Source organism: Propionivibrio limicola (assembly GCF_009469695.1).
Lineage (GTDB): Bacteria > Pseudomonadota > Gammaproteobacteria > Burkholderiales > Rhodocyclaceae > Propionivibrio > Propionivibrio limicola.
In genome coordinates, this window is sequence record NZ_SSSR01000009.1 from 1 (window position 1) to 20749 (window position 20749).

A 20749-nucleotide genomic window follows, 5' to 3' on the forward strand; every position below is an offset into this window, starting at 1 on the left:
GCGCTGATCGCGCCGCCTTCCGGTCGGGCCTTCGCCCCTCCCTCTCGGCAACGCGATCAGCGCAAATGAAGTGTCCGGGGTGTGTCAGTTTTGAATCGCTGCCCAACAAAAATCTGTATCAGTTTTGAATCGCCGTTGACACTCGTTGTTGCTCAGGAGGTTGCATCTGCAGTGATCGCCGGTGGTCTGGATCCTCGTTCTGCCGACTATCTGCGCTTTGAGCTTGATCAGCTACGCGAGCACACCGGTCTTCCCGAGCTCGGCGGAAAGCGCAGAAGCAAGCCTGTCATAGTGCGCATGGTGCCCACGCCGGTACCCGGTGATCTTTACGAGCTCAACTTCAAGGCTGCATATGCACGGGCAGCAAAAGCTCGTCCTCACTCGCACTACGACGTCTGGATTGATTATCCAGATGATTCTGGCCGCACCCTTTTTGCACGGATGGAAGATGTGCCGATGGAGACGGTTAGGTTCGGGTTGGGCTCGCTGCCAACGTTCCTGCAGTTTCGCTGAAGGCTTCAATGCTTTTGGTGAGGCTACGGGAGGCGGTGGAGGTGGTCGTGGTGGGGTGAGGCCTGTAGCTGCCGTAGTCGCTCCTGGAAAGCGGACACTCAGGAGCGTGGACCTAACCGGCCTGCGCGGCTTTTCGTGCATCGGCCGTGTGGATTGCTGGGCTTGGCCTCACGTGCTCATTGCCTCTTTCTTGTCTTGGGTGGTAGTCCAGTGCGAGCAGCATGTTCCTGTTGGAGGCTGATTAGAAAGTCCCTGTAAGACGTTCCAATTTCCCATGCCGTAGCCTGCATATCATTCCATCGGGACTTTGAGACGTAGTCGGGCTCCCCCCGAGGATACACATGTCGGTACGCCCTTGTCTCCAAGTTAACCAGCCACCCGATCAAGCCACAGTCAAAGGAAGGTTTTCAAACTTGTAAATCCCGGTTTGGGAGCTGCATGTGACTTTTGGTCTACAAACCAACCTTGCTCAGTCGCTGCGCAGGATCGCGATACCAAGTTCTTAAAGTAATCTTTTGTGTGAAAATATCGCAGCGTATTTTCTTTGTAGGAGGTGTTTTTGTACTCGTGCGTGGCAAGGATTACAAGCTCGTAGTTTTTTGTTTGCAACGCCAGAGCTTGAGGGTAAAGACCTGCGCGCCGACACAGAGTATCGGCATAGAAAGACTGCATGTCAGTGAAGACGAAAATTGACCCCAAGACATTTCGTACTGAAGGGGTACAGGACGCAATTGAGTGCAAAAAACCGGCTTGAGCTAGATAAACTTCGATGGTGTTGAAAAATACATTTCCCAGGTGAAGTTCAAAGACGTTAGAAATACTATTTCTCGGCTGAACTTTTCCGGCCCGAAGGTTGAGTTCTATTCGGCATATTGGTAGAGGGTGCGTCTTAATGTCGCTGCTGATTGAAAGTGGCGCAGCTACTCGGTTGGACTGGCCGGAGAATCGATTTTGACCATCGTTCACCAGGTGGATTTCGCCCGTCATTTTCTTCCGCTTCGGGCGGCCATGATAGGTGAGATGGGCATCTTTGGTTATGCCATCTGTAGTGGCTTGGTTGCGGAAGTAGTGTATCGATGAAAAGTCATCAGGAATCGTGATGATTGCATCAACAGCCCCTTCTCTCTCCGACAGCTTGAATAAGAGTACATCGCATCCATGAAGCATTGCTCGCGCTGAGTTTGCCTTTCCAGAGGACGGGAAATAGGCTGAGCATCCTGTAAGCTCACCTACGTATTCCTGCCGCGAAAAGTTGTGCTTGATCGCGTTGTTGATCATTCAAGCCTCACCGTTCACCAATAAACCGGTCGTAGCTGTCCTCGGTTTCCTCATCCTCCCACCCCCTGCCAGCGAAGCTCCTCGGCGCCGCAGACTCCAGCACCAGTAGCGATAGCACGCGATTGCCACCCGGGTAGCTGTGCTTCATCTCGCGCAGGGTGATGCCGGGTTGCTCGGATGAGCACCAGTGCTGCAGCTCATTTCCTGCCATAGGTGGCATCGTGATCAGGCGCGATGGTGAGCAGTCGGATGAAATCCCCGTCGCGGTACGCAGTCGCCCGGCGTGCCTGGGTGATGCGCAGAGAGTAGATCGCATCGATGCCCTGGGGTGGCCTGACGCTGGTGATCTTCTCCCACTTCAGGCCCGGGTCGCGGTACAGCTGGTTCCAAGTCAGCTGGCGAATTTTGTGGAGCGTATCCAGAGCTGCGTGGCGCTCGGTCTTTTGCAGCGTAAGCAGGTTGTCCTGAAACACCGGGTTGTTCAGGTCGAGCCTGACCTTGGCGTCACTGCTCGCCATGGCCCAGGCGCTTGAGCGTGTCTTCGGTATCGGCATCCGATGCCACATTGGCCACGGACCAGGCCATGGCCGTTTGCAGATCGGCCGCTGCTTGAGGCTCGTGCAGCCAGCGCTCGTTGTCGGGAACGACGGTGGCAGTGCGCACCAGCCAGACGCCAGGCTCGTACTCTTCCACCAGCACCTGGCGACCCGCGTATTGCTTGCCCAGCGAAATTTGGCCGTTGGTGCCGACAACCTTGACGGTGGGAGAGTGTGCCGTGATGGCCATGATAAGGCTCCTTGATGGTATGCACGATATTATAAATTTGGTGCGGCACTAATTCAAGGCAAGTTGTAGCAGCACGAGGATTGCCAAATCCGCAAATTTGCGAATTTCCCAAGTGATGCGCTGGCTTGGACGCTGAAACGCTGTGGCTTAAATCCGCCAATGGGCGGAGTTTCTGGTGGCTGTGATCCGAAACAAAAGACGAAACAAAAGAAAAGACGAAACAAAAGGACGCCCACCTTGTTTTCTTGTTTACAACCTTGTTTGCAAGCCGGAGACCGAAAGCGCCCCGCCGCGCCGCTCGCGCCGCGAGGTGGCGCCAAACAAGGCACCACCCGCCAGCGTCAGGTCGTTGCTCGCCCTGCGCCATGAAGCGCATCTTGCGGAATTGCCTCAACAACCGCTGATGCCTTTTGACGGCACGAGCCGATTGCGCGCCGCCCGCTTGACTTGTCGGGACATCGTCCGGACGCTATGATGAGGGAAGTTTCAGAACATGGGGGTTGCCATGAGCACCTTGAACCTCTCCAAAACCGAACGGATCGATGTCCGCGCCAGCAGCTCTGTCAAGCAGCTGCTGCAGGAAGCCGCGCGTTCTTGCCACAAAAACGTCAGCGAATTCCTGCTGGACGCCGGAGTGATCGCGGCCAACCAGGCGTTGGCAGATCGTCGCCATTTCGTGCTGAACGATGACCAGTGGCAGGCGTTTCAGCAAGCGCTGGATCGACCCGTGCAAGCCAAGCCGCGCCTGAAGAAACTGCTCAGTGACCCCGGGGTTCTGGGTTGAGTGCTGCGTATGAACCGGTCCGCAAGCTCGCGCCTGCGGATTCGACGGAAGGCTTCGATTGCGGTCAACCGGCACTCAGCCAGTTCCTGCAGCGCTATGCGCTCGTCAACCAGAAAGCCAACAGCGCCCAGACCTACGTGTGTTGCCTGCACGGCGAAGTGGTTGGCTTCTACAGTCTGGCGGTAGGTAGCGTTGATCCGGAGGACGCCCCAGTGCGCGTCATGAAGGGGTTGGCCCGGCATCCGGTGCCGGTCATGATCCTGGCACGACTGGCTGTAGATCGTGATCACCAGGGAAAGGGCTTGGGCAAAGCGCTGCTCAAGGACGCGCTGCTGCGCACCGCACAGGCTGCTGACATTGCGGGCATTCGTTGCCTGCTGGTTCATGCCAAGGATGATTCGGCGCGGCAGTGGTATGAGTCCTGGGAGTTCGAGCCAAGCCCGACCGATCCCTACCACCTGTTCCTGATGCTCAAGGATCTCAAGGCGTTACTGGCGGGGTGAATGATGACATCGGCGCGGGACTTCAAGGAAACCGTCGCTGCCCGTGCTGGGCTCGGCGGCGAGGGCGGCTCTATCTTGCCAAAGCCTCGTCACAACCTGAAAAACAGTGTGGGTGTCCTGGCGCAGGTCCTGGCGCAGGTCATGCATTCGGAGTTCGGGCATTCCGGCCCGCCGACGTGCCGTATCCCATGCATAGAAGACCGACACGAACGGCTTCTTCGTGTGCGGGTTCGGCAGGACATACGGACACCCGTCCCAGCGCGGCAACTCCGTGAGGATTTCCACGGCGCGATCCGACAGCGGGACATGGCGCGCCTTGCCGCTTTTCGCCAAGGGAATCCGCCAGAGGCGACGGTCGAGGTCGAAGTCCGGAGGCTGATATCTTCGATACCTCGGGTCAATTCGGGGGGCACGCAGAATGCGCATGGCAGCTCCTTTCAGAACGAGAAAAAGCCCCGAGACCGGGAGCGCCGGAGGTCGGGGCGGGAGGGCGTTGTGTCAATTTGTCGTGCTCTACCGGGCTGGCCCGCAACACTTACCTGAACGGGAATTTTTCCGGATTGCCTACAGGAATGAGCACATAATTTCCCGATCAGTTAATTTTCTTGAAAATCCCTCCGGCAGTCGGCATAATTTCCCGAACGGGAAACTGGTATGCCTACATTAATCGAAACTCCACAACATCTGGGCGACGCAGTGCGACGCGCCCGCAAAGCACTGGGACTGACCCAACCCCAATTGGCGCTAGCAGCAGGCGTTGGCGTACGGTTCATTGTTGATCTGGAAGCAGGCAAACCCACCGTCCGGTTGGAGAACGTCTTGCGAGTCCTACAGGCGCTGGGGGCAACGCTGAGCCTGGCAGGGCTGGAGGAGAGCCAGAAATGAGCCGAGTCCTGGAAGTCTGGCTGCTGGGGCAACACGTCGGACAGCTGGCTCAAGTCGATGGCCGGCTGAGCTTCAGCTACTTACCCGAATGGCTGCAATCTGCCAACACACGTCCACTGTCACACCACCTCCCCTTACAGGCAGAGGCTTTTGACGACAAGGCCACGCGCCCCTTCTTTGCCGGTCTGCTGCCAGAAGGCGACAAGCGCAAGCTGATCGCCCAAACACTACACGTCTCGCGCCAGAATGATTTTGCACTGCTAGACGGGATTGGTGGCGAATGCGCTGGTGCGGTCAGCCTGCTGGAAACTGGCCAACAACCCGACGTCATCCAGTCCGCGCCAGTGGTGCGCTGGCTGGACGAGGCAGAACTGGTCGCCATTCTGGATGAACTGCCGCGCCGCCCGATGCTGGCGGGTGACGAGGGGTTGCGGCTGTCCCTGGCCGGCGCTCAGGACAAGTTGCCGGTGATCTTTGCTGATGGGCGCTTGGGTTTGCCTCTGCAGAACACCCCAAGCTCTCACATCCTCAAGCCGGTGATTTCGGCTGTCGAAGGCAGCGTGTTCAACGAAGGATTCTGCCTGGCCCTGGCTGCACAGATAAAGCTGTCTACCGCCAGTGCAGTCATTCACCGGGTGGCTGATCGCGAGTATTTGCTGGTGGATCGCTATGACCGCGTCCGCCAACCCGACGGTGCCTTGCGGCGGCTGCATCAGGAAGACTTCTGCCAGGCACTGGGCGTCGCACCGGAATACAAGTACCAGAACGAGGGCGGTCCAGATCTGGCCCAATGCTTCGAACTGGTGCGCAAAGCAACACGCCCCAGCGCTCCGCACATTTTGGGCTTGCTGGACTACGTGATTTTCAACGCCCTGATCGGCAACCACGATGCACACGCCAAGAACTTCTCCCTGATCTACACCGAGCGCGGCGCGGCACTAGCACCGCTGTACGATGCCTTGTCGACAGCGGTGTACGCCAATCTCACGGACAAGATGGCGATGAAGATCGGCAGCAAATACAAGTTCACCGAACTCCAGGCGCGGCATTGGGAACAGTTTGCGCAGGCGGCAGGACTGTCTCCAGCGCAGGTCAAAAAGCGGGTTCTGGCCATCGCGCGCCAGTTACCCCTCGAAGCCGCCGCCCTGCGTTCATCGTTCGTCACCCGGGGCCTGGATCACGACATACTCAGCAAGATCGTTGATCTCATCGAGCGGCGTTGCCAACTGACCTGCAAGCGGCTTGAAGCCGCAGGACCTGGCGGCGATGAATGAAGGCATTGCTCGGGATGTGGGGTGTGCTCAAACGCTTGAGCAAATTCGGCAGGAAAAGTGGATCAAGCCAAGCGCGATGCCGCCGTTGGGCATCGTTCGGTGCCCAAGCAGATCGAGTATTGGTCAAGTATCGGCAAGATTGCCGAAGAGAACCCTGACCTGCCCTTTGCCATGATTCGGGATATCCTGATCGCGGACAGTGAAGAGGCGGTCGGTGAGTATCAGTTCGGCTGATGCGTATTCTTGTTACCCCAACCTTCGAGCGGGCTGTCAAGAAGTTACACCGGCCGCAGAAAGCCGATCCCTACGTTTACAAGTTCCGGATGGTGCATCAACTCTGCCTGCTTTTTTACCGGCTTCTGGAGGAGGGCAGCCTCAAGCTCCTGACGGTCGGTCCTCATGAAAACTTCTACCGCGACCTGAAGCGCCTGGAGAACTGAACGGGCACGCGGTGGGCGGCGCTGATTTTCTCGCGGGACACTGGTTGCAGGCGCGCAGCTTTGCGGCGCGAAAAACGGCAATTTGCGGAAAAACGAAAAGGGGCTCGGCGTGATTGGCTGGCGTGCTAATCGGCAATTGCGTCCGGTGCGCTGCTTTTCGGCCCTTGCTGGATGCGCAGCACAACCCAGTTTTGCCCGCGCTCGATGCGTCCTTCCTTGACCCAGGTGTTGATCAGCCGCGAGACGGTTTCGCGGGCGAGTCCGCTCATCTGGGCGAGCGCGCCCTGCGTCGGCAGCGGTTCGACGCGGGCAAGACCATTGCCGGGTTCAGGTTTGGCGAGGTTGCGCAAGATGAGCCATAACCGCCCGGTGGCATCGGAGCGGGTGAGGGCTTCGCGCTGGGCGTTGCTGGCGCTGATGAGCGCCGAGAGGTGGCGCATCAGCCGATGGGCGATCTGCGGTTCGTGGAAAAACAGCTGAGCGGCTTCTTCCGGGGGAAGGCGCAGCAGGACGCTGTTTTCGAGCGAGGTGACGTTGGCGCTGTGGGGCGCGTCGTCGATGATGGAGCGTTCGCCGAACATGCCGCCCGGCAGGACGAGGCCGAGCAGGACTTCCTGACCCGTTTCGGTGAGTCGCCAGATGCGCAACAGGCCGCTGGCGAGGAAAAATACGCCGCGGGAGGGGCTGTTGGTGTTGATCAGTGTCTGGCCGCTGTTGACGGTGACGATCTGGCAGACGTCGGCGATCCGTTGCAGGAGGTCGTTCGGGAGTCCGTTCCAGAGCGGGAAACGGGCTAGCGCGCGCGGTTCGATTCCATTACTCATGCGGAAATTGTGCCACAGGCGGCTGCCGGCGGGCATTTTTTGTGACATATGTCACGGCGGCGGTGTCGGGAGGTTACGGGCGAACGTTCTCTTCATGGCTTCGGGTAAACTGTGCCGCCCGATTCGTGAAAGCCGTTTCGCATGCGTTCGAACAATCTCCAATATGTGCCGCGCCTCGATCATTTGCGCTTTCTGGCGGCGGCGATCGTGTTCGTCTTTCATTGGTATCACCACTTTTTCGGCCATTGGCAGGCGAATCCGGTGATGAATGGCACGGCGATGATGGTCGATGGCTATACCGGCGTTTCGCTGTTTTTCGTTTTGTCGGGCTATCTGTTCATGACGATCGGGCTGTCGGCGGATGGGCCGATTCATTACGGCCGCTTCCTGTACAACCGGGTGTTACGGATTTTTCCGCTATTCACGTTCATTTTCATGATCGCGTTGTCGCTGACGCGGGACAAGTTCCAGCCGGATCATTTGCTGTACTTTTTCGCGACGAACCTCGGGCTGACGGCGCCGACGTCGAGCCATTTCATAACGGGGGCGGCGTGGACGATTTCGGTGGAGTTTACGTTTTATCTGGTTTTCCCGTTTCTGGTGCGTTTTGCGATGGAGCAGGGGGTGAGCTACCTGCCGCGCCTGATCGGGTTGTTGCTGGTGTTCAAGGTGGGTGGTTATTTGGTCGCGGAGCGTTCGAATCTGATGTTTTATTCGACTTTGCTCGGCCGGTTTGATCAGTTTTTGATTGGTATGTGGGTGGCGCAGTTGTTTTCGGGGCGGGTGAGCGCCCGGCGCCTGCCGGGGATCGTGCCGCTTGCGGCGCTGGCATTGATGTTCTTGCTGGTGGAGGCCCAAGGGCATTGGGCGAGCTTTTTGGTGGAGGCGCCCAAGAATCGGTGGTGGGTGTTGTGGCCGACGATTGAGGCGGTGGGCTGGTCGCTCGTCGTGGTGAGTTATCTTGGCTGGCGGGGTTCGTTGCCGCGCTGGCTGAATTTGTGGTTCGAGCGCGGCGGGGAGATCAGTTTTTCACTCTATCTCTGGCACGCGGTGGTGATTTTCATCGTCGAGCGTTTTGTGAAGATTCCGTCGTTGTCGGGGATTCGCGCCATTGATACGGCGGCGGTGTTCATGTTGACCGCGATGCTGACGTGGTGGATATCGCGCCTCAGCTATACAACGATCGAGCAGCCGTTTCTGGGATTACGCAAGCGATACGTCGATGGCGGGTAGGTGCGCTTGCTTGCCCGCCAGGAGCGTGCGGAGCTAGAAGCGGGCGCCGAGGCCGAGAATGACGCTGCCTTCGTCGATGTCGAAGAGTTTGATGTTGCTGCGCTGGCTGGAGTAGCCGGCGTCAAGCAGCAGGTCGAGCCGGGGATTCAGTGGCCAGCGTCCGGCGAGGCGTGCTTCCCAGAGCCGGGAGGTGCGGCGTTCGTTGCCGAAGAGGGGGCTGTAGGCGTCGCTGTCGTGGGTGTATTGCCAGCGTCCGGTGAGGTTGAGCTGGCCGTCTCCGGCGATGCGCAGCGGCAGGGTGAAGGAGATGGTTTCGCGCTGCTGGCTGTGGCCCGGCCGGTCATTTTCGGGCAGGTCGTATTCGAGCGCGATGCGTCCGATGACGGTGTTCCATAACGGGGTGACGGTCTCGGCGCGAAGGGACGTGTAGGACGGGGCGGTGCCGTCGGGAATGCGCCGTTCGGCGGTGATCCGGCTTTGCGTGGCGCTGGCGGTGTGAATGTATTGCCACCACAGGTTGTGGGCGGCGAGCGATCCCTGCTGGCTGTCTTCCATGCGGTAGGTCTGGACGCCGGTGCGTTGTTGCGCGGTGACGGCGTAGCCGCTCTCAAACGCGAACAGGTGGTAGTTTCCAAGAATGTCGCGGTGCTGGAAAGGATGGCGTCCGTAGGCCGTCAGTGCGAGGCTCCAGCGTGGCGCAAAGGTAGGGATGGCCTGGAGGTCGATGGTGGTGTCGATGAATCCGGAGGCCTGGGCGCGGCTGGCATTGGCGAGCGGGAGCAGGATGCGCTGGCCGTCGAGCCAGAGGCCGAGGGCGGCGGTCTGGCTGCCGGCATTGAGGTTGTTGCTGTAGCCTAGCCGGGTGCGGATTTCGCCGCTGGCGATGAAGGCGGGCAGAGATTCCGGTGCGATGGGTGGTGCGCCGAAGCGTTCCTTGGCTGACAACAGCAGGGTCTTGCAGCTGTCGAGGTCGCCGGCCTTGCATAAGCCAATGCCGAGGTCGTACCACGCGCCGGCGTGGTCCGGGTCGAGCATCAGGGCGTGTTCGAACAACTCGTTGGCGGCTTCGGTACTCCCTCCCGTCTGCTTTGTGTAGTGGCCGCGCCAGTAGTAGTAGTCAGCGAGTTGCCGGAAGGATTCGGGGGCGTTTTCCAGACGTTCGAGTGCGGCGGCGGGGGGCAGTCGGTGGGTTTGTTCGATCCAGTCGCGCCAGCTCTGGGAGTGTGCAGCCCGGCTGCCAAGGCAGAGGAGCATCAGGGCCAGGCTGAGCGTGAGTCGTAAACGTGGCGGAACAGGCATTGAGTACGATGTTTTTGTGCTGGGACGGGAGTTTATCCCGAAAACATTGTTTTGATCTTCCGGCGCGCTATTTGTTGTGAAGCATCGGCGTTGCAGGGCGCTGGGTTCATTGGGAGGCGCCGGGCGGGAGTGCCGCGAAGGTGTACAGTTCGATGGGGGCGCCCGCATTGTCTGGCGCGAAGGCGCCGATGCGGCAAAGGGGAATGCTGTGCGCGTGCCGGGCGACGTCGCCGCTGATGAGTTGGCGGGCGGGTTGCTGGCGCGTTTGCCGCTCGATGCGGAAGGCGATGTTGGCGACTTCGCCGAGGATGGTGTAGCGCTGTCGGGCGTGGCCGAAGTTGCCGGCAAGCAACGGGCCGGCATGGAGGCCGATGCCCATGAGAAGTTCCGGCTGATCGGGGGGGCGTGTGGCATTGATGCGCGTCAGTCCGTCCCGAATGGCAAGGGTGGCTTCGAGGGCGTGGCGCGCTTGCTCAGCCGGTGTGCCGTCGCGCCAGTAAACCATGAGGCCATCTCCGGCGATGTTGTCGATGATGCCCTGGCGTTCGGTGACTTCCTGAGCGACGAGGTCGACGGCCTGGTTGCTCCAGTGGGCGTGTTGCGCGGCGCTCATTTGCCGGGAGGCTTGCGTGGAGCCGATGATGTCGGCGTAGAGGACGGTGGTCCAGCGCGTTTCTTCGGCAATCTGGCCGCCGTGCCGCTGTAAATGGGCGACGAGCGGGGCGGGCAGGTAATGGCCGATCCGGGCGAGAATCCAGCGCCGTTCATTGATGAAGGCGGCGAGGATCAGGGCGGGGGAAAAAAGGAGTGGGTAGGCGAGCGGCGTGGCGAGCGGTAGATGAATGGCATGCTGTCGGTAGAGCCACAGATTGCCGCCTGTCGCCAGCAGGGCGAGCGCCAGGCCGGTGGCGGCAAGGCGGACGGGGGTTTGCTTGCACGCGAAAAGAACGAGTGTTTGCAGTAGCAAAAGTATGGCAAGGATCGTGTTTTGTCCGGCGACCGGTGTGGGCGATTTGCCGCTCAGCCAAGCGCTGAGCAGACGGGCGTGTGTTTCGACGCCGGGCAGATTGGGGCTGACCGGGGTGTTGACGCGGTCACCGAGCGCGGGGGCCGTGGCACCAATCAGGAGGATGTGGTTGTGCAGGGTTTCCGGGGCGATGCTGCCGTTCCAGAGGGCGGCGGCCGACAGGTAGCGATGCGGTGAGGTGCCGCGCCAAGGGATGATGGCGGTCTGGTCGTCGTTCAGTGGCAGGGCGAGTTCGGGGGCGTTTGCGGGGGTGAGGCGCCAAGGCGGTTGTCCGAAATTTCCCGGTTCAAGCGTCCACTGTTGGGTGCCGGTAAGGTTGGCGAACAGGCTGACGGAGAGGGCGGTGCTGCATCCCTTTTCGGTGCAGGCGGCGGGCCAGAGTCGACGCATTTTGCCGTCACTGTCGAAAAGGGCGTTGATGTGACCGGCCTGGGCATTTGTCAGTGGCCGGCTGTTGGCGAGGATGCCCTGAAAATGGGGGAGGTGAGTGCTGGGCGGAATGGCGTTGTAGCGTGGGGCGCCCCGTTCGACAGGGTCGTGAGTGAAGAGTTGGCCGGTGACGATAGGCCGGTTGGCGAGGGCACGGTTAAGGGCGGCGTCTTCATTGGCCGGTGCGCCGGGGGGGAAGATCATGTCGAGTCCGACGGCGGCTGGCGCGTAACGCTCGAAAAGGAGGTCGATGAGCTGGGCCATCCGGCTGCGCGGCCAAGGCCACGGGCCGAGCAGGTCGATGGCTTCGTCGTCGATGGCGATGATGGTGATCGGGGTCGCGTCGTCTGCGCGGCCGATGTTGCGAATGCGCCAGTCCGACAGGGTTTGCTCTAGCTGCTTGGCAAACGGCGTAATCCCTAGCAGGGCTGCTATCAGGCAGGCCAGTATGAGTGCAAATGGCCGATTGGCGCGCCTCCGGTCAACGCTCGCTAGCGATGCCAAACCATGGTCCCGGTCAGCGCGCGTCCATCGTCCAGACTTCGCGTGAAGACGCTGCCTACGGTGTTGAGGTTGGCATGGACTACGCCGGTGAAGGTGCTGTTGGAGCGCGTGGCATCGGACAGCAAGTAGCCCGATGTGTTGACAGTACCTGCCGCGTTGATGGCATGCGTATTCAGTCCTTCGGTTACGCTGGCATTCGCGGAAAAGGCTCTGGCCGCTGTGTCGATGGTTAGCGTGCCACTGCCCAGTGTGGCTGCGGAGTAGACGCCGCCAGAGAGAACGTAGGCATCGCCTCCGGTCAGGTTGAATTGGGCTTTCCAGTTGTCCGGCAGGCGTGATGGCATTTCGGTGACGCCAAGTCCGAACAGGTTGGAAACGACGCGGATCTTTTTCTGTGCAGCCAGCAGTTCGCTTGCCGTGCTTCCCGAGACGCCCGCCAGGTCGGCTTTCCAGCGGCCCCAGTAGACGTCGTTGAGTCCGGTGTCAGTTGGTGTCGTGGGCGCTACGGTTGGTGTAGTCGGCGCGGTAATGGCCGCAATTTGCTTCGTTTTTTCGCTGACGGCTTCCGTGCGACTGTTTTCCTGGAGGACGGCTACGGGTTCGCTGGCCAGCGGCGGTGATACGCGATCCGGAATCTGATAGTGCTTGTCCTGCAGCAGCCGGGGTGTTTTGTCGTTGTGGTTGATCTCGACGTGGCCGGTGTTGTCGCCGGCGCGCAGGGTGATCGATCGGTCGAGGCAGGCGCCGAAACCTTCGGCGGCACAGCCGTCGCCAAGTGCGGCGACGACGATGGCCCCGCTCTTGATGCTGACGCGCGTGGCGGTGGCATCGGCAAAGGCGACGAAATCGGTGCCGCGCACGCCGATGGCGGCCACCGGGGTGTTGAAGCGGAAGGCTTCCTTGTTGGCTTCGCCGATTGCCCCGGTCACCGAACGGGCAACGCCGTGGCGGAGTGTATAGCGGACTTTGCCTCCCGTCGGATTGGCGGGGTCGTATTCGAAGACTTGCACTTCCAGTTCGGAGTTGGGGCGGATGGCGACGAGCCCGCCATCCTTCATGCGGACGTGAAGGTGGCCGCCATTGCCGGTCAGGAGTTTCTGCCCGGCTTCGATCTCCTGGCCTCGGGTGGCCGGGATGCGCTTCCCGTCGGCTTCGAGCCAGGCGGGACCCGCTGAAAGAAGGATGTTGCCGGCCGCCGGGCCGGCTAGTGCTGTGGTGCCGGACAGGAGCAGGGATGCGAGTGCGATGGCCAGGTGCCAGGTCTTCATGGGGAAAAACCTTTCTGATTCAGTGTCTTTTGTCTATACCCGATAGTCTTCGGTAGAACAAGCGTTACGATGCTCGAAATCCGGTCTGGCTGCGTGGGTGTTGTTTTTTCCGTCAATAGAGGTCGGGTTGATCGAGGTGCACCGGCATCAGGCAGTTCTGAAGTTGTTGCGCGGCTTGCTGCCAGCTATGCCATTGGAGTCCTTCCGGCGAGGGGTGTTGCCCGTGCCGTTGAAGTTCTTGCCAGAATTTTACGGATTCGGCCAGATGACGGGCGGTGTGTCCGGTGAAGTAGAAGGCGTGAGGACCGGCGACTTCCCGGAAAACGGGGATGTTGCGCGCGATGATCGGCAGGTGATGGCGGGCGGCTTCGATCAGGGGGAGTCCGTAGCCTTCGTCTTCGGAGGCGGCGATCAGGGCGCTTGCCCGGCTGTAGATCAGTTCGAGTTCGCTGTCGCTGATGCCCTGGAGCCAAAAGAGGTGGTGTCCGTTTTCCGGGTGTTTTTCCAGCCGCTCGATGAATTCATCCATCATCCAGCCGGCCTTGCCGACCAGGATGAGGGTGGCGTCATGGCCTTCGGCCCAGAGGGTTTCGAAGGCGGCAAGAATTTGCATTTGCCCTTTGCGTGGTTCGATGGTGCTGACGCTGAGGAAGATCGGCGTGCCGGGGGCTTTCGACCATGCGGGAAGTGCGGTTGGGGCGGCTGGTTTTGCTGCGGCGCCGACAGTTGTCTCGGCCAGAATGTCGGCCCCGAGCGGGAAGTGGGTGATGTCGGGGATGACTTCTTCTGAGGCGTGGCTGAGCAGCCAGTCCCGCACGTCGTTGGCCACGGTGTTGGAGATGCAGAGCAGGCGAGTCGATTGGCGTGCAATGGCGCGCAGCCAGCGGTCAAAGGCTTCCGGCATGCCTGGAATGGTCCATTCGGGATGCCGTAACGGGATGATGTCGTAGATGACGTAGTAAACCCGGACGCCGTGACGCCGGTAGCTGTTCAGCCATTCTTCGGCTTCGGGGAACAGGTGGGCGCTCAGGTCGAGACCGAGGAAGATGTCGCCGGCCTCGGGCTCGACGACGGCGTTTTCTGCCGGGAGCGCTTCGGGGAATGACGCGGGAAGCGGCGCGGCCGGATCGAAGCGTCGGGTATGGCAGAAACCTTGGCCGGGGACGCCGTAGACGGGCAGGATCTGGTAGCCGGCAAGGTGCGGCAGCCGGTGTTGCTGCAATTGCTGCAGGATGTTGCGAACGACGCGCTGGATGCCGGTACGGGCATCGCGTGCGTACAGTTCGGAAATGTCGACGAGCAGGCGATGGCGCGGCGGCGTTGGCGCAACGCGTGGGGCGTCGTGCTGGTGCAGCGCTTTGTCACGGCTGCAGCCGATCAGGGTGCGTGCCAGCCGTGCGGAGGTGCGCGGCCAGCTGCGTTCATCGAGCCATTGGTTTTGCGCTGTCTGGAGTTGTTCGATGAGGGCCGGTGTGCGGTGCAGGGTGGCGACGGCATCGGCGATGGCGGCGGCGCTGTTGCGCGCGGTTTGCCACGTGATGGCGGCGAGGTCGGCAAAGATGGGCTGGTCGCTGACGATGACGGGTTTGCCCGTGGTCAGACCAATGGTGACGGCGCCGCTGGCGCTTTCCTGCGTTTGGCCATACGGGAACAGGATGTAGTCGGCACAGGCAAGCTGGGCGATGCTTTGTCCGATTTCCTGGTAGTCGGTGTGCCAGTGCAGGCGATCGGCCAGGCCGAGTTCGCTGGCTTGTGTCTGGTACTGGCGCAGGAGTTCGGTGCGTTCCGGATCGGGGAGTGCGGTGATCGCCAGCAGGTGGGTTTCCTGTCCGGTCTGCGCGCTGATGAGGGGCAGGCTGGCAATCAGCCTGTCGATTCCTTTGTGCGGGTGCAGGAAGCCGAACGTGGCGACAACCAGCGCGTTTTCGGGGAGGCCGAGCGCGCTCCGGCTGACGGTCCGGGACGGTGCGTGCGGCGCGACACCGTGCGGTAACAGCAGGAGATTGTTGTCAAGACCGAGTGCGAGCAGGTGGTTCAGGTCTTCGATGCTGTGCACGATGATGCGGTCGATGCGGCGCAGCGCGTCAATGGCCGGCTGCGGTGGACGTTGGTGATCGAGCAGCGGGCGGGTGGCGTGTATTTCCAGAATGACGGCCATGCCTCTCTGCGCGAGGGTTTGCATCTGCTCGCACACCGCTGTCTCGAGCCGGAAAAGGCTGGGCTGGTGCTGGATCAGGACGATGTCGCCGGGATTGCTGTGTTGTCCGATGTTTTCCAGTGTCTGGCGGACGCTGTCGGTATCGCCGAGTGTCCAGGTGGGCGCGTAGTGGCGGTTGCCGTCGGCTCCACTTTCGGTTGTCCGGCGGTCGCAGGCGATGCGGAGGGTGAATGTGGCGTCGTCGCATGCGCTGACGAGGTCGCGCGCGTACTCGGCGATGCCGCAGGCCGTATTCCAGGGGCTGACCAGGTGGAGTGCGATCGGGGTCGGCGCGGACGGCTCGTTGAGGAGGGCAAGGGTGCGGGCAATTCCTTCCGCACTGCGCTGCCAGGTGTAGTTGGCCCAGAGATGGGCGTGTGCGGCCTGGCGACGACGTTCGAGGGCGGGGGCGTTGGTGAGGATTTCCTGATGGAGTTCCTTGAGTTGTCGGCCCAGACTCTCGGCGTCGGGTTCGATCCAGCAGGATTCGTGCGTTCTGAGGTGGCTGGCCGAAGGCGCAAAGCGGAACGGAATCAGGGTGGCCGTTTGCTGGTTGCAGTAGTCGGTATGGGCACCGTGGCCGGTGACGAGTACCGGGAGTCCGAGCGCGAGGGCTTCGGCGGCCGGCAGGTTGAAGCCTTCGCCGCGCGTCGGGAGGACGAGGGCGTGTGCGCTTTGGTAGAGGGCGCGCATCTGGTCGGCGTCGAGCGGTGTTTCGTCGATGGTGATGTGCGGCGGGTTCGGATGCCCGGCGCTGAGTTCGTCCCATTGACGCCGAATGTCGTTGTGGGGGTTGGGAAATGTCTTGATGTAAAGCTCGACCGCGTCGTCGGCGGTGAATTGGCGGAGCCAGGCGTTGAGCAGGACGTCCGGGCCTTTGCGGGGGAATACGGAGGAGACGTGCAGGAAGCGGCAGCGGTCGGCGCGGGGGAGCGGGGCCAGCGGTGCGCCAGGGTTGCTTGCCAGATGGTCGACGCCCATGGGGATGACGACGATGGGTTTGCTGAAGCCGGAATTTCTCAAGGCGCGTTTGACGAACTGGCTGGCGGTCAGCACGGCGTCAAAGTGTGTTTCAAAGTGTTCGACGATGTGGGCCGGAACGTGGGTTTCTTCCCAGAAGAACAGGGCGAGCCGCCATTTGGCCGGCTGCGGGTCGCTGATCGGTGGGTAGTGATGCACGATCGAGCAGGTGTGGACTAGGGCTTCTGCGTCGGCCGGGATGGCTTGTCCGGCAAGCCTGGCGAGCCAGGCGGGGGCGTTGGCCGAGAGCGTGGTGCAGTCGCCGTCGCGCGGTTGCAGGCTGACGTGGTCCGGATGTGCGTGCGCAAGGGCGCCGAGGATGCCGCGATTGACGACAGCCAGGCTGTAATGCCCTTCGGCGTGTCCGGTCAGGCGATACCACATGGGGAGCATTGAAGGTGGTGCGCCGTGCGTGGCGAGCCGGTTCGTTTCAGGGGGCTCCAGCGCACTGAGGATGGAAGTCCCCGGAATCTTCAGGTCTGACGGTTGAGGTGCTGGGCGTTGTGGCATGGGTTCCTGCGTGAGAGCAGGTGTTGCGACTTCGGCCGTCTGGTTTGTTGCTGCAGGAAGAGGTGTGGCTTGTTGCGCTTCGGTATCCGCCGCCTGCTCCGCCGATGGGCGGCATTCTGGAGGGGTGGGCGTACTCGGTGATTGCAGGCAAGCTTTGATGCGCCGGGCGTATCGAAGTGCGTAGCGCAATGGGCGAGTAAGTTTCCAGGAACGGCTACCGATAATGGTGTTGAGTTCGGACTGTTTTTTTCCGAGTTCAGACCGCGTTCTTTCGAGTTCGGCCTGCGTTCTTTCGAGTTCAGACCGCGTTCCGTCGAGTTCGGACTGTGTTCTTCCGAGTTCGGACTGCGTTGCGTCGAGGCGCGCCTGCATCGAGGCGGCTTCTGCGTGCATGGCCCGCAGCGCTGCGTCGTTCTGCGCCTGAATTTCAGAGAGCCGGCGCTCGGTTGCGGCCAGCGCCTGTTGGGCGTGCACGGTTTCGAGTCTGACAAAATCGTCGAACACGTTAGGCGGGAGTTGGAAGGCTTGCGCCAGGGCGCTGTGTTCTTCGGCGAGATAGAACCGGTTCAGGCCATCGAAATAGACGGGTCGGTAACGGTTATCCAGCAGCGGGGCATCCCAGGCTGTGCTGTTCTGGTTGTTCTGTTGTGGGTTGATGGCTTCGACGACGACAATCCACGGACGGAAGCGGGAAAAGTCCATGCCGGCGAGGACTTGCGCTTCGTAACCTTCTACGTCGATTTTGAGAAAGTGGATGTCGGGTGGGGCGTATTGTTCGCAGATCCGGTCAAGGCGTTGCACCGGCACCGTGGTCGTGCGCATGGGCACGCCTTGCTGGTCGTGCCGTTGGGCGACCTCGGTGGAGACGGTGGCCCAGCCGCGGATGTCGGGGGCGTAAAGCGTTGCCTGGCCTTCGCTGTCACCTATGGCAACTTGCAGGTTGAGGTCGCGCGGGCGTGCCGCTTCGAGTTCGGCATGGTGTTCGGCTAGCGGCTCGATGTTGATGCCGTGCCAGCCTCGGTCGTAGAAGGCTTTGGTCACCGAATCGCCTTCGGGGGTATTGGCCCCGACGTCGATATAGAAGCCTGCGCCGACGTAGCCGAGCGCTCTCCAAAGCATTACGTCTTCATAGTTTTGTGCGTACGAGATGAATCTCATGGGACTTTCCTGCTATGGCCTGCCTGTCGGATGTGGCGAGGTGGTGTCTGGGCGTTGTCGGGGGCTGATGGCCAAGTCAATGAAGCGGGTGCCGGCTTCCGTTGATGTAACAACTGTTCAATGTGCCCGGATTCACTGCGACAGCGGATCTGCATCGACGGAACGACGATCAGGGGCCTTGTTGGTACTCGCCGGATTTTCAATGATTTCGAATTTTACCGGTATCCAGCTGGTGCCGACAAAGCGTGGTTTGCTGATGTTGGTGACGTTAAAAACGAGGGCAAGGTCTCGCCATTCGTAGTTGTTTTGCAGGTGATTTTCGGTGCTGACCAAGGCGGTGGAGACGGAATAGCTGCCTTCGCCAAAGTTGGCCTCGAAGCTTATGGCGTAGCAGATATCCTGTCCTGCCCGAACATCGTGGAGTGGCTGTTCGACGTAGTGGGTGTTGGTGCCAAACACCGGCTGTCCAAGGCGGTCCTTGATCATGAAGCCAAGCACCAGCCTGGGGAGGTCGGTATTGGCATGTACGCGGATTTCGAGCGTTACGGGCTGCGCAACGTCAATCAGTTCGACGACGTGTCCTTTGTCGTTCTTGAGTACGATGTCGGTAACCGTGGCCTCGCCAGTGCCCGAAATGGTCTGAATTTTTCCATCGGTGCCTTCGTCTTGCTGGACGTTGTAGTTTTCCCGTTCGGCAATCAGCGCGTTGTAGTAGTCGGCGACCGCTTCGGGGGAGCCCTGCATGGCGAGTCTTCCTGCGTTGAGCAGGATGGCGCGGTCGCAAATGGATTGTATGGCGGCCTTGTCGTGCGACACGATCAGCAAGGTGGTGCCTGCTTGCCGATATTCGCGAATCCGGTTGAAACTCTTGTGCTGGAAGTAGGCGTCTCCGACGGAGAGGGCTTCGTCGATGATGAGAATGTCCGGACGGATGGCGGTTGCAATACTGAAGGCCAAGCGAACCTGCATGCCACTGGAGTAAACGCGGACGGATTGGTCGATATACGTGCCAATTTCGGCAAATCCTTCTATTTCCGGCATGAGCCGGGTGATTTCCGCTTCCTGCATGCCAAGCAGTTGCCCTGCCATATAGACGTTTTGGCGGCCGGTGAAGTCCGGATGGAAGCCCATGCCGAGTTCGAGCATGGCGGCCACGCGGCCCTGCAACTGGACGCTTCCTGTCGTGGGCTGGGTGGTCCCGCAGATCATCTTGAGCAGGGTGCTTTTGCCGGCTCCGTTGATTCCGAGGATGCCAACCGCTTCACCTGCGGCGATTTCAAAGTTGATGTCTTGCAGTATCCAGGTAGTGCTATGCCTTGGCTTGCTACCCGGTACCAGCCATTCGAGAAGTCTGGACTTTGGGGTGGGGTAGTTTTTGTAAGCCTTGCCAAGATTGTTTACGCGAATGGTGCCCATGGGAGTGTTGTGTCGTTTCTATGAATTATGCGTCTGGCGGTGTAGATGGGGCAGGATACCCCGTTCGGATATCGTCGGTTTCAGTGTTGATATCCCGTTGGCCAGTCGATGTTGTTCAGCAGCTGGCGGGTGCTTTCTTCCCAGCTTATGGTGATCATTTTTTCCGAGCGGGGGTGTTTGCCCCGGGCGTGGACTTGTAACCATCGGGAAACGGCTCGCTCGATATCTTCAGGTTCTTTTCCTTGGAAAAACCAGGCGTGATCGCCGGTGACTTCGCGGAAAACAGGAATGTCCCTGGCTATGATGGGGAGGTTGTGACGGGCCGCCTCGATGAGCGGCAAACCAAAGCCTTCATGCTCTGAAGCAGCGATAAGGCAGGTTGTTCCCGCATAGATTTTCTGAAGAAATTGGTCGCTGATTCCATCGAGCCAGAATAGGCGATGTCCCCGTTGGGGGTGGGTGCGCAGTGTTTGAAGAAGGTCGTCAACTTTCCACCCGGCCTTGCCAACGATTGCCAGGTTGCATTCGATATTTTTTGCCCACATGCGTTCAAATGCCGAAAGTACCTGTCTGTATCCCTTGCGAGGTTCAATGGTTCCGACCATCAGGAAACTTGGTTTCTCTGCCAGAGAGTTGAGCAAATTTCCGGCGTCCGTTGGCATTCCGTGTGAGGGAATTGAGTTTTCAATGTCGGCACCCAAGTGGAACCAGCCAACTCTGAAGCCTTGCTCGTGCGTTGGAAAATTTTCGCGTAGCCAGTTTTTCATTTCGTCCGCGACAGATTTCGATATGCAGAGGGCGCCGTCAAAATTGACCAAGGCTTCCAGCCAGCGCTGGTGCATTCCTGCCGTTCCATCAACGAATCCCCATGGGATTTGTATCGGGAGCAGGTCGTATATGACAAAATAAATTTTTACTCCGGTCTTCCTTAAATGCTGAAGGAAGTTTTTTTGTGCGATGACTACTTGGCGTTGCAGGTCGAGTCCAATAAAAATATCACCTGAATTGACCTCGATGGCTTTGTTGGTCTCTTCGGCATGGCGGGGGGAAAGGTGCGGAAGGCCGATGTCCGCGTAACGATAGCCGCATTCTTCCTCCATGGCATATACAGGTCGTGTTGTATAACCGGGAAGAAGATTTTTCGACAAATGGAGGAGGATGCTACGGGTGACGCGTTGTATCCCCGTTTTGGCATCGTTCCGTACGATCTGCGATATGTCGACCAATATCTGCCGAGCGCCTGAAAATTCGTCGGTCAAAGTGGGTATTCCCGGTGTGTTGGGCGAGTCCTTGATAAATTCTTTGCCTTTTCTGCTTTGTAAGCCAGACAGTGCTCTTCTTTCTGGAAGAAGAGCACTGTCTGGTTCCCCGTTGAACCGTTGAGCAAACCGGTCGAGAAAT

Annotated in this window: 20 protein-coding genes; 8 read left to right on the forward strand and 12 right to left on the reverse strand. The window is 60.0% G+C overall.

All coding sequences use genetic code 11. From position 1 onward, the window contains the following. The first annotated feature begins 81 nt into the window (after window positions 1-81). A complete protein-coding gene (locus GH659_RS08105; RefSeq protein ID WP_153110899.1) occupies window positions 82-513 on the forward strand; it encodes a hypothetical protein in 432 nt (143 codons plus the stop codon). A 393-nt stretch (window positions 514-906) separates the two neighbouring features. Here the strand turns inward: GH659_RS08105 and GH659_RS08110 are convergent, their stop codons facing one another. The 4 genes from GH659_RS08110 to GH659_RS08125 are packed head-to-tail and all read right to left on the reverse strand — an operon-like array spanning window position 907 to window position 2577. Next, window positions 907-1791 carry a hypothetical protein gene (locus GH659_RS08110; protein ID WP_153110900.1) on the reverse strand — a complete coding sequence of 295 codons (885 nt, stop codon included), beginning with the start codon at window positions 1789-1791 and terminating at the stop codon, window positions 907-909. Window positions 1792-1798: 7 nt separating this feature from the next. Continuing rightward, the gene (locus tag GH659_RS08115) at window positions 1799-2002 is read right to left on the reverse strand and encodes a hypothetical protein (protein ID WP_153110901.1); all 204 of its coding nucleotides are present in this window, start codon (window positions 2000-2002) and stop codon (window positions 1799-1801) included. Further along, window positions 1989-2309, reverse strand: a complete 321-nt coding sequence (locus tag GH659_RS08120) for a hypothetical protein (RefSeq protein ID WP_153110902.1) — start codon at window positions 2307-2309, stop codon at window positions 1989-1991. The genes GH659_RS08115 and GH659_RS08120 overlap by 14 nt, the downstream gene beginning before the upstream one ends. Continuing rightward, the gene (locus tag GH659_RS08125) at window positions 2296-2577 is read right to left on the reverse strand and encodes a hypothetical protein (protein ID WP_153110903.1); all 282 of its coding nucleotides are present in this window, start codon (window positions 2575-2577) and stop codon (window positions 2296-2298) included. Before GH659_RS08125 ends, GH659_RS08120 begins: the two co-directional genes overlap by 14 nt. Before the next feature lie 505 nt (window positions 2578-3082). Here GH659_RS08125 and GH659_RS08130 point away from each other — a divergent pair. Both GH659_RS08130 and GH659_RS08135 read left to right on the forward strand, forming a co-directional pair. After that, window positions 3083-3361: a type II toxin-antitoxin system TacA family antitoxin gene (locus tag GH659_RS08130; protein ID WP_153110904.1), complete on the forward strand. Its 279-nt coding sequence runs from the start codon at window positions 3083-3085 to the stop codon at window positions 3359-3361. Further along, the gene (locus GH659_RS08135; RefSeq protein WP_153110905.1) at window positions 3358-3864 is read left to right on the forward strand and encodes a GNAT family N-acetyltransferase; all 507 of its coding nucleotides are present in this window, start codon (window positions 3358-3360) and stop codon (window positions 3862-3864) included. Before GH659_RS08130 ends, GH659_RS08135 begins: the two co-directional genes overlap by 4 nt. Here the strand turns inward: GH659_RS08135 and GH659_RS08140 are convergent. Continuing rightward, complete coding sequence (locus GH659_RS08140; protein ID WP_153110906.1) at window positions 3850-4290, reverse strand: hypothetical protein; 441 nt, start codon at window positions 4288-4290, stop codon at window positions 3850-3852. The genes GH659_RS08135 and GH659_RS08140 overlap by 15 nt on opposite strands. Window positions 4291-4518: 228 nt before the next feature. Between GH659_RS08140 and GH659_RS08145 the strand changes: the two genes are divergently transcribed. Genes GH659_RS08145 through GH659_RS08160 form a run of 4 tightly spaced genes read left to right on the forward strand, consistent with a single transcriptional unit; the run spans window position 4519 to window position 6463 of the window. Further along, a complete protein-coding gene (locus GH659_RS08145) occupies window positions 4519-4749 on the forward strand; it encodes a helix-turn-helix transcriptional regulator (protein ID WP_153110907.1) in 231 nt (76 codons plus the stop codon). Beyond that, complete coding sequence (locus tag GH659_RS08150) at window positions 4746-6023, forward strand: type II toxin-antitoxin system HipA family toxin (protein WP_153110908.1); 1278 nt, start codon at window positions 4746-4748, stop codon at window positions 6021-6023. Before GH659_RS08145 ends, GH659_RS08150 begins: the two co-directional genes overlap by 4 nt. A 57-nt stretch (window positions 6024-6080) precedes the next feature. Next, window positions 6081-6257, forward strand: a complete 177-nt coding sequence (locus tag GH659_RS08155) for a TA system antitoxin ParD family protein (protein ID WP_153110909.1) — start codon at window positions 6081-6083, stop codon at window positions 6255-6257. Further along, entirely contained in the window at window positions 6257-6463 is a 207-nt protein-coding gene (locus tag GH659_RS08160) for a type II toxin-antitoxin system RelE/ParE family toxin (RefSeq protein ID WP_153110910.1), read from the forward strand. The genes GH659_RS08155 and GH659_RS08160 overlap by 1 nt, the downstream gene beginning before the upstream one ends. A gap of 125 nt (window positions 6464-6588) precedes the next feature. On the opposite strand, the gene GH659_RS08165 is transcribed toward GH659_RS08160, so the two are convergent. After that, the gene (locus GH659_RS08165; protein ID WP_153110911.1) at window positions 6589-7335 is read right to left on the reverse strand and encodes a Crp/Fnr family transcriptional regulator; all 747 of its coding nucleotides are present in this window, start codon (window positions 7333-7335) and stop codon (window positions 6589-6591) included. 93 nt (window positions 7336-7428) lie between these two features. Here GH659_RS08165 and GH659_RS08170 point away from each other — a divergent pair, with 93 nt between their 5' ends. Continuing rightward, complete coding sequence (locus GH659_RS08170; RefSeq protein ID WP_153110912.1) at window positions 7429-8520, forward strand: acyltransferase family protein; 1092 nt, start codon at window positions 7429-7431, stop codon at window positions 8518-8520. Between the two features lie 33 nt (window positions 8521-8553). Here GH659_RS08170 and GH659_RS08175 read toward each other — a convergent pair whose 3' ends face one another. The 6 genes from GH659_RS08175 to GH659_RS08200 form a co-directional block, all read right to left on the reverse strand. Further along, window positions 8554-9819, reverse strand: coding sequence for a tetratricopeptide repeat protein (locus tag GH659_RS08175; RefSeq protein WP_170285845.1), 1266 nt, complete (start codon window positions 9817-9819; stop codon window positions 8554-8556). 106 nt (window positions 9820-9925) lie between these two features. Further along, window positions 9926-11779, reverse strand: a complete 1854-nt coding sequence (locus tag GH659_RS08180) for a CHASE2 domain-containing protein (protein ID WP_153110914.1) — start codon at window positions 11777-11779, stop codon at window positions 9926-9928. Continuing rightward, complete coding sequence (locus tag GH659_RS08185) at window positions 11767-13047, reverse strand: FecR family protein (protein ID WP_153110915.1); 1281 nt, start codon at window positions 13045-13047, stop codon at window positions 11767-11769. Before GH659_RS08185 ends, GH659_RS08180 begins: the two co-directional genes overlap by 13 nt. A 112-nt stretch (window positions 13048-13159) precedes the next feature. Beyond that, window positions 13160-17932, reverse strand: coding sequence for an FkbM family methyltransferase (locus GH659_RS08190; RefSeq protein WP_153110916.1), 4773 nt, complete (start codon window positions 17930-17932; stop codon window positions 13160-13162). 132 nt (window positions 17933-18064) lie between these two features. Further along, a complete protein-coding gene (locus tag GH659_RS08195; RefSeq protein WP_153110917.1) occupies window positions 18065-19348 on the reverse strand; it encodes an ABC transporter ATP-binding protein in 1284 nt (427 codons plus the stop codon). A gap of 80 nt (window positions 19349-19428) precedes the next feature. Beyond that, window positions 19429-20607: a glycosyltransferase family 4 protein gene (locus GH659_RS08200; RefSeq protein ID WP_153110918.1), complete on the reverse strand. Its 1179-nt coding sequence runs from the start codon at window positions 20605-20607 to the stop codon at window positions 19429-19431. Window positions 20608-20749 lie beyond the last annotated feature (142 nt).

Bases quoted from the DNA above. Each gene is read 5' to 3' on its own strand.
- GH659_RS08165 (WP_153110911.1), bottom strand. From the start codon at position 7,335: ATGTCACAAAAAATGCCCGCCGGCAGCCGCCTGTGGCACAATTTCCGC.
- GH659_RS08110 (WP_153110900.1), bottom strand. From the start codon at position 1,791: ATGATCAACAACGCGATCAAGCACAACTTTTCGCGGCAGGAATACGTA.
- GH659_RS08120 (WP_153110902.1), bottom strand. From the start codon at position 2,309: ATGGCGAGCAGTGACGCCAAGGTCAGGCTCGACCTGAACAACCCGGTG.
- GH659_RS08195 (WP_153110917.1), bottom strand. From the start codon at position 19,348: ATGGGCACCATTCGCGTAAACAATCTTGGCAAGGCTTACAAAAACTAC.
- GH659_RS08170 (WP_153110912.1), top strand. From the start codon at position 7,429: ATGCGTTCGAACAATCTCCAATATGTGCCGCGCCTCGATCATTTGCGC.
- GH659_RS08115 (WP_153110901.1), bottom strand. From the start codon at position 2,002: ATGGCAGGAAATGAGCTGCAGCACTGGTGCTCATCCGAGCAACCCGGC.
- GH659_RS08140 (WP_153110906.1), bottom strand. From the start codon at position 4,290: ATGCGCATTCTGCGTGCCCCCCGAATTGACCCGAGGTATCGAAGATAT.
- GH659_RS08160 (WP_153110910.1), top strand. From the start codon at position 6,257: ATGCGTATTCTTGTTACCCCAACCTTCGAGCGGGCTGTCAAGAAGTTA.
- GH659_RS08175 (WP_170285845.1), bottom strand. From the start codon at position 9,819: ATGCCTGTTCCGCCACGTTTACGACTCACGCTCAGCCTGGCCCTGATG.
- GH659_RS08190 (WP_153110916.1), bottom strand. From the start codon at position 17,932: ATGAGATTCATCTCGTACGCACAAAACTATGAAGACGTAATGCTTTGG.
- GH659_RS08150 (WP_153110908.1), top strand. From the start codon at position 4,746: ATGAGCCGAGTCCTGGAAGTCTGGCTGCTGGGGCAACACGTCGGACAG.
- GH659_RS08185 (WP_153110915.1), bottom strand. From the start codon at position 13,047: ATGAAGACCTGGCACCTGGCCATCGCACTCGCATCCCTGCTCCTGTCC.
- GH659_RS08125 (WP_153110903.1), bottom strand. From the start codon at position 2,577: ATGGCCATCACGGCACACTCTCCCACCGTCAAGGTTGTCGGCACCAAC.
- GH659_RS08145 (WP_153110907.1), top strand. From the start codon at position 4,519: ATGCCTACATTAATCGAAACTCCACAACATCTGGGCGACGCAGTGCGA.
- GH659_RS08130 (WP_153110904.1), top strand. From the start codon at position 3,083: ATGAGCACCTTGAACCTCTCCAAAACCGAACGGATCGATGTCCGCGCC.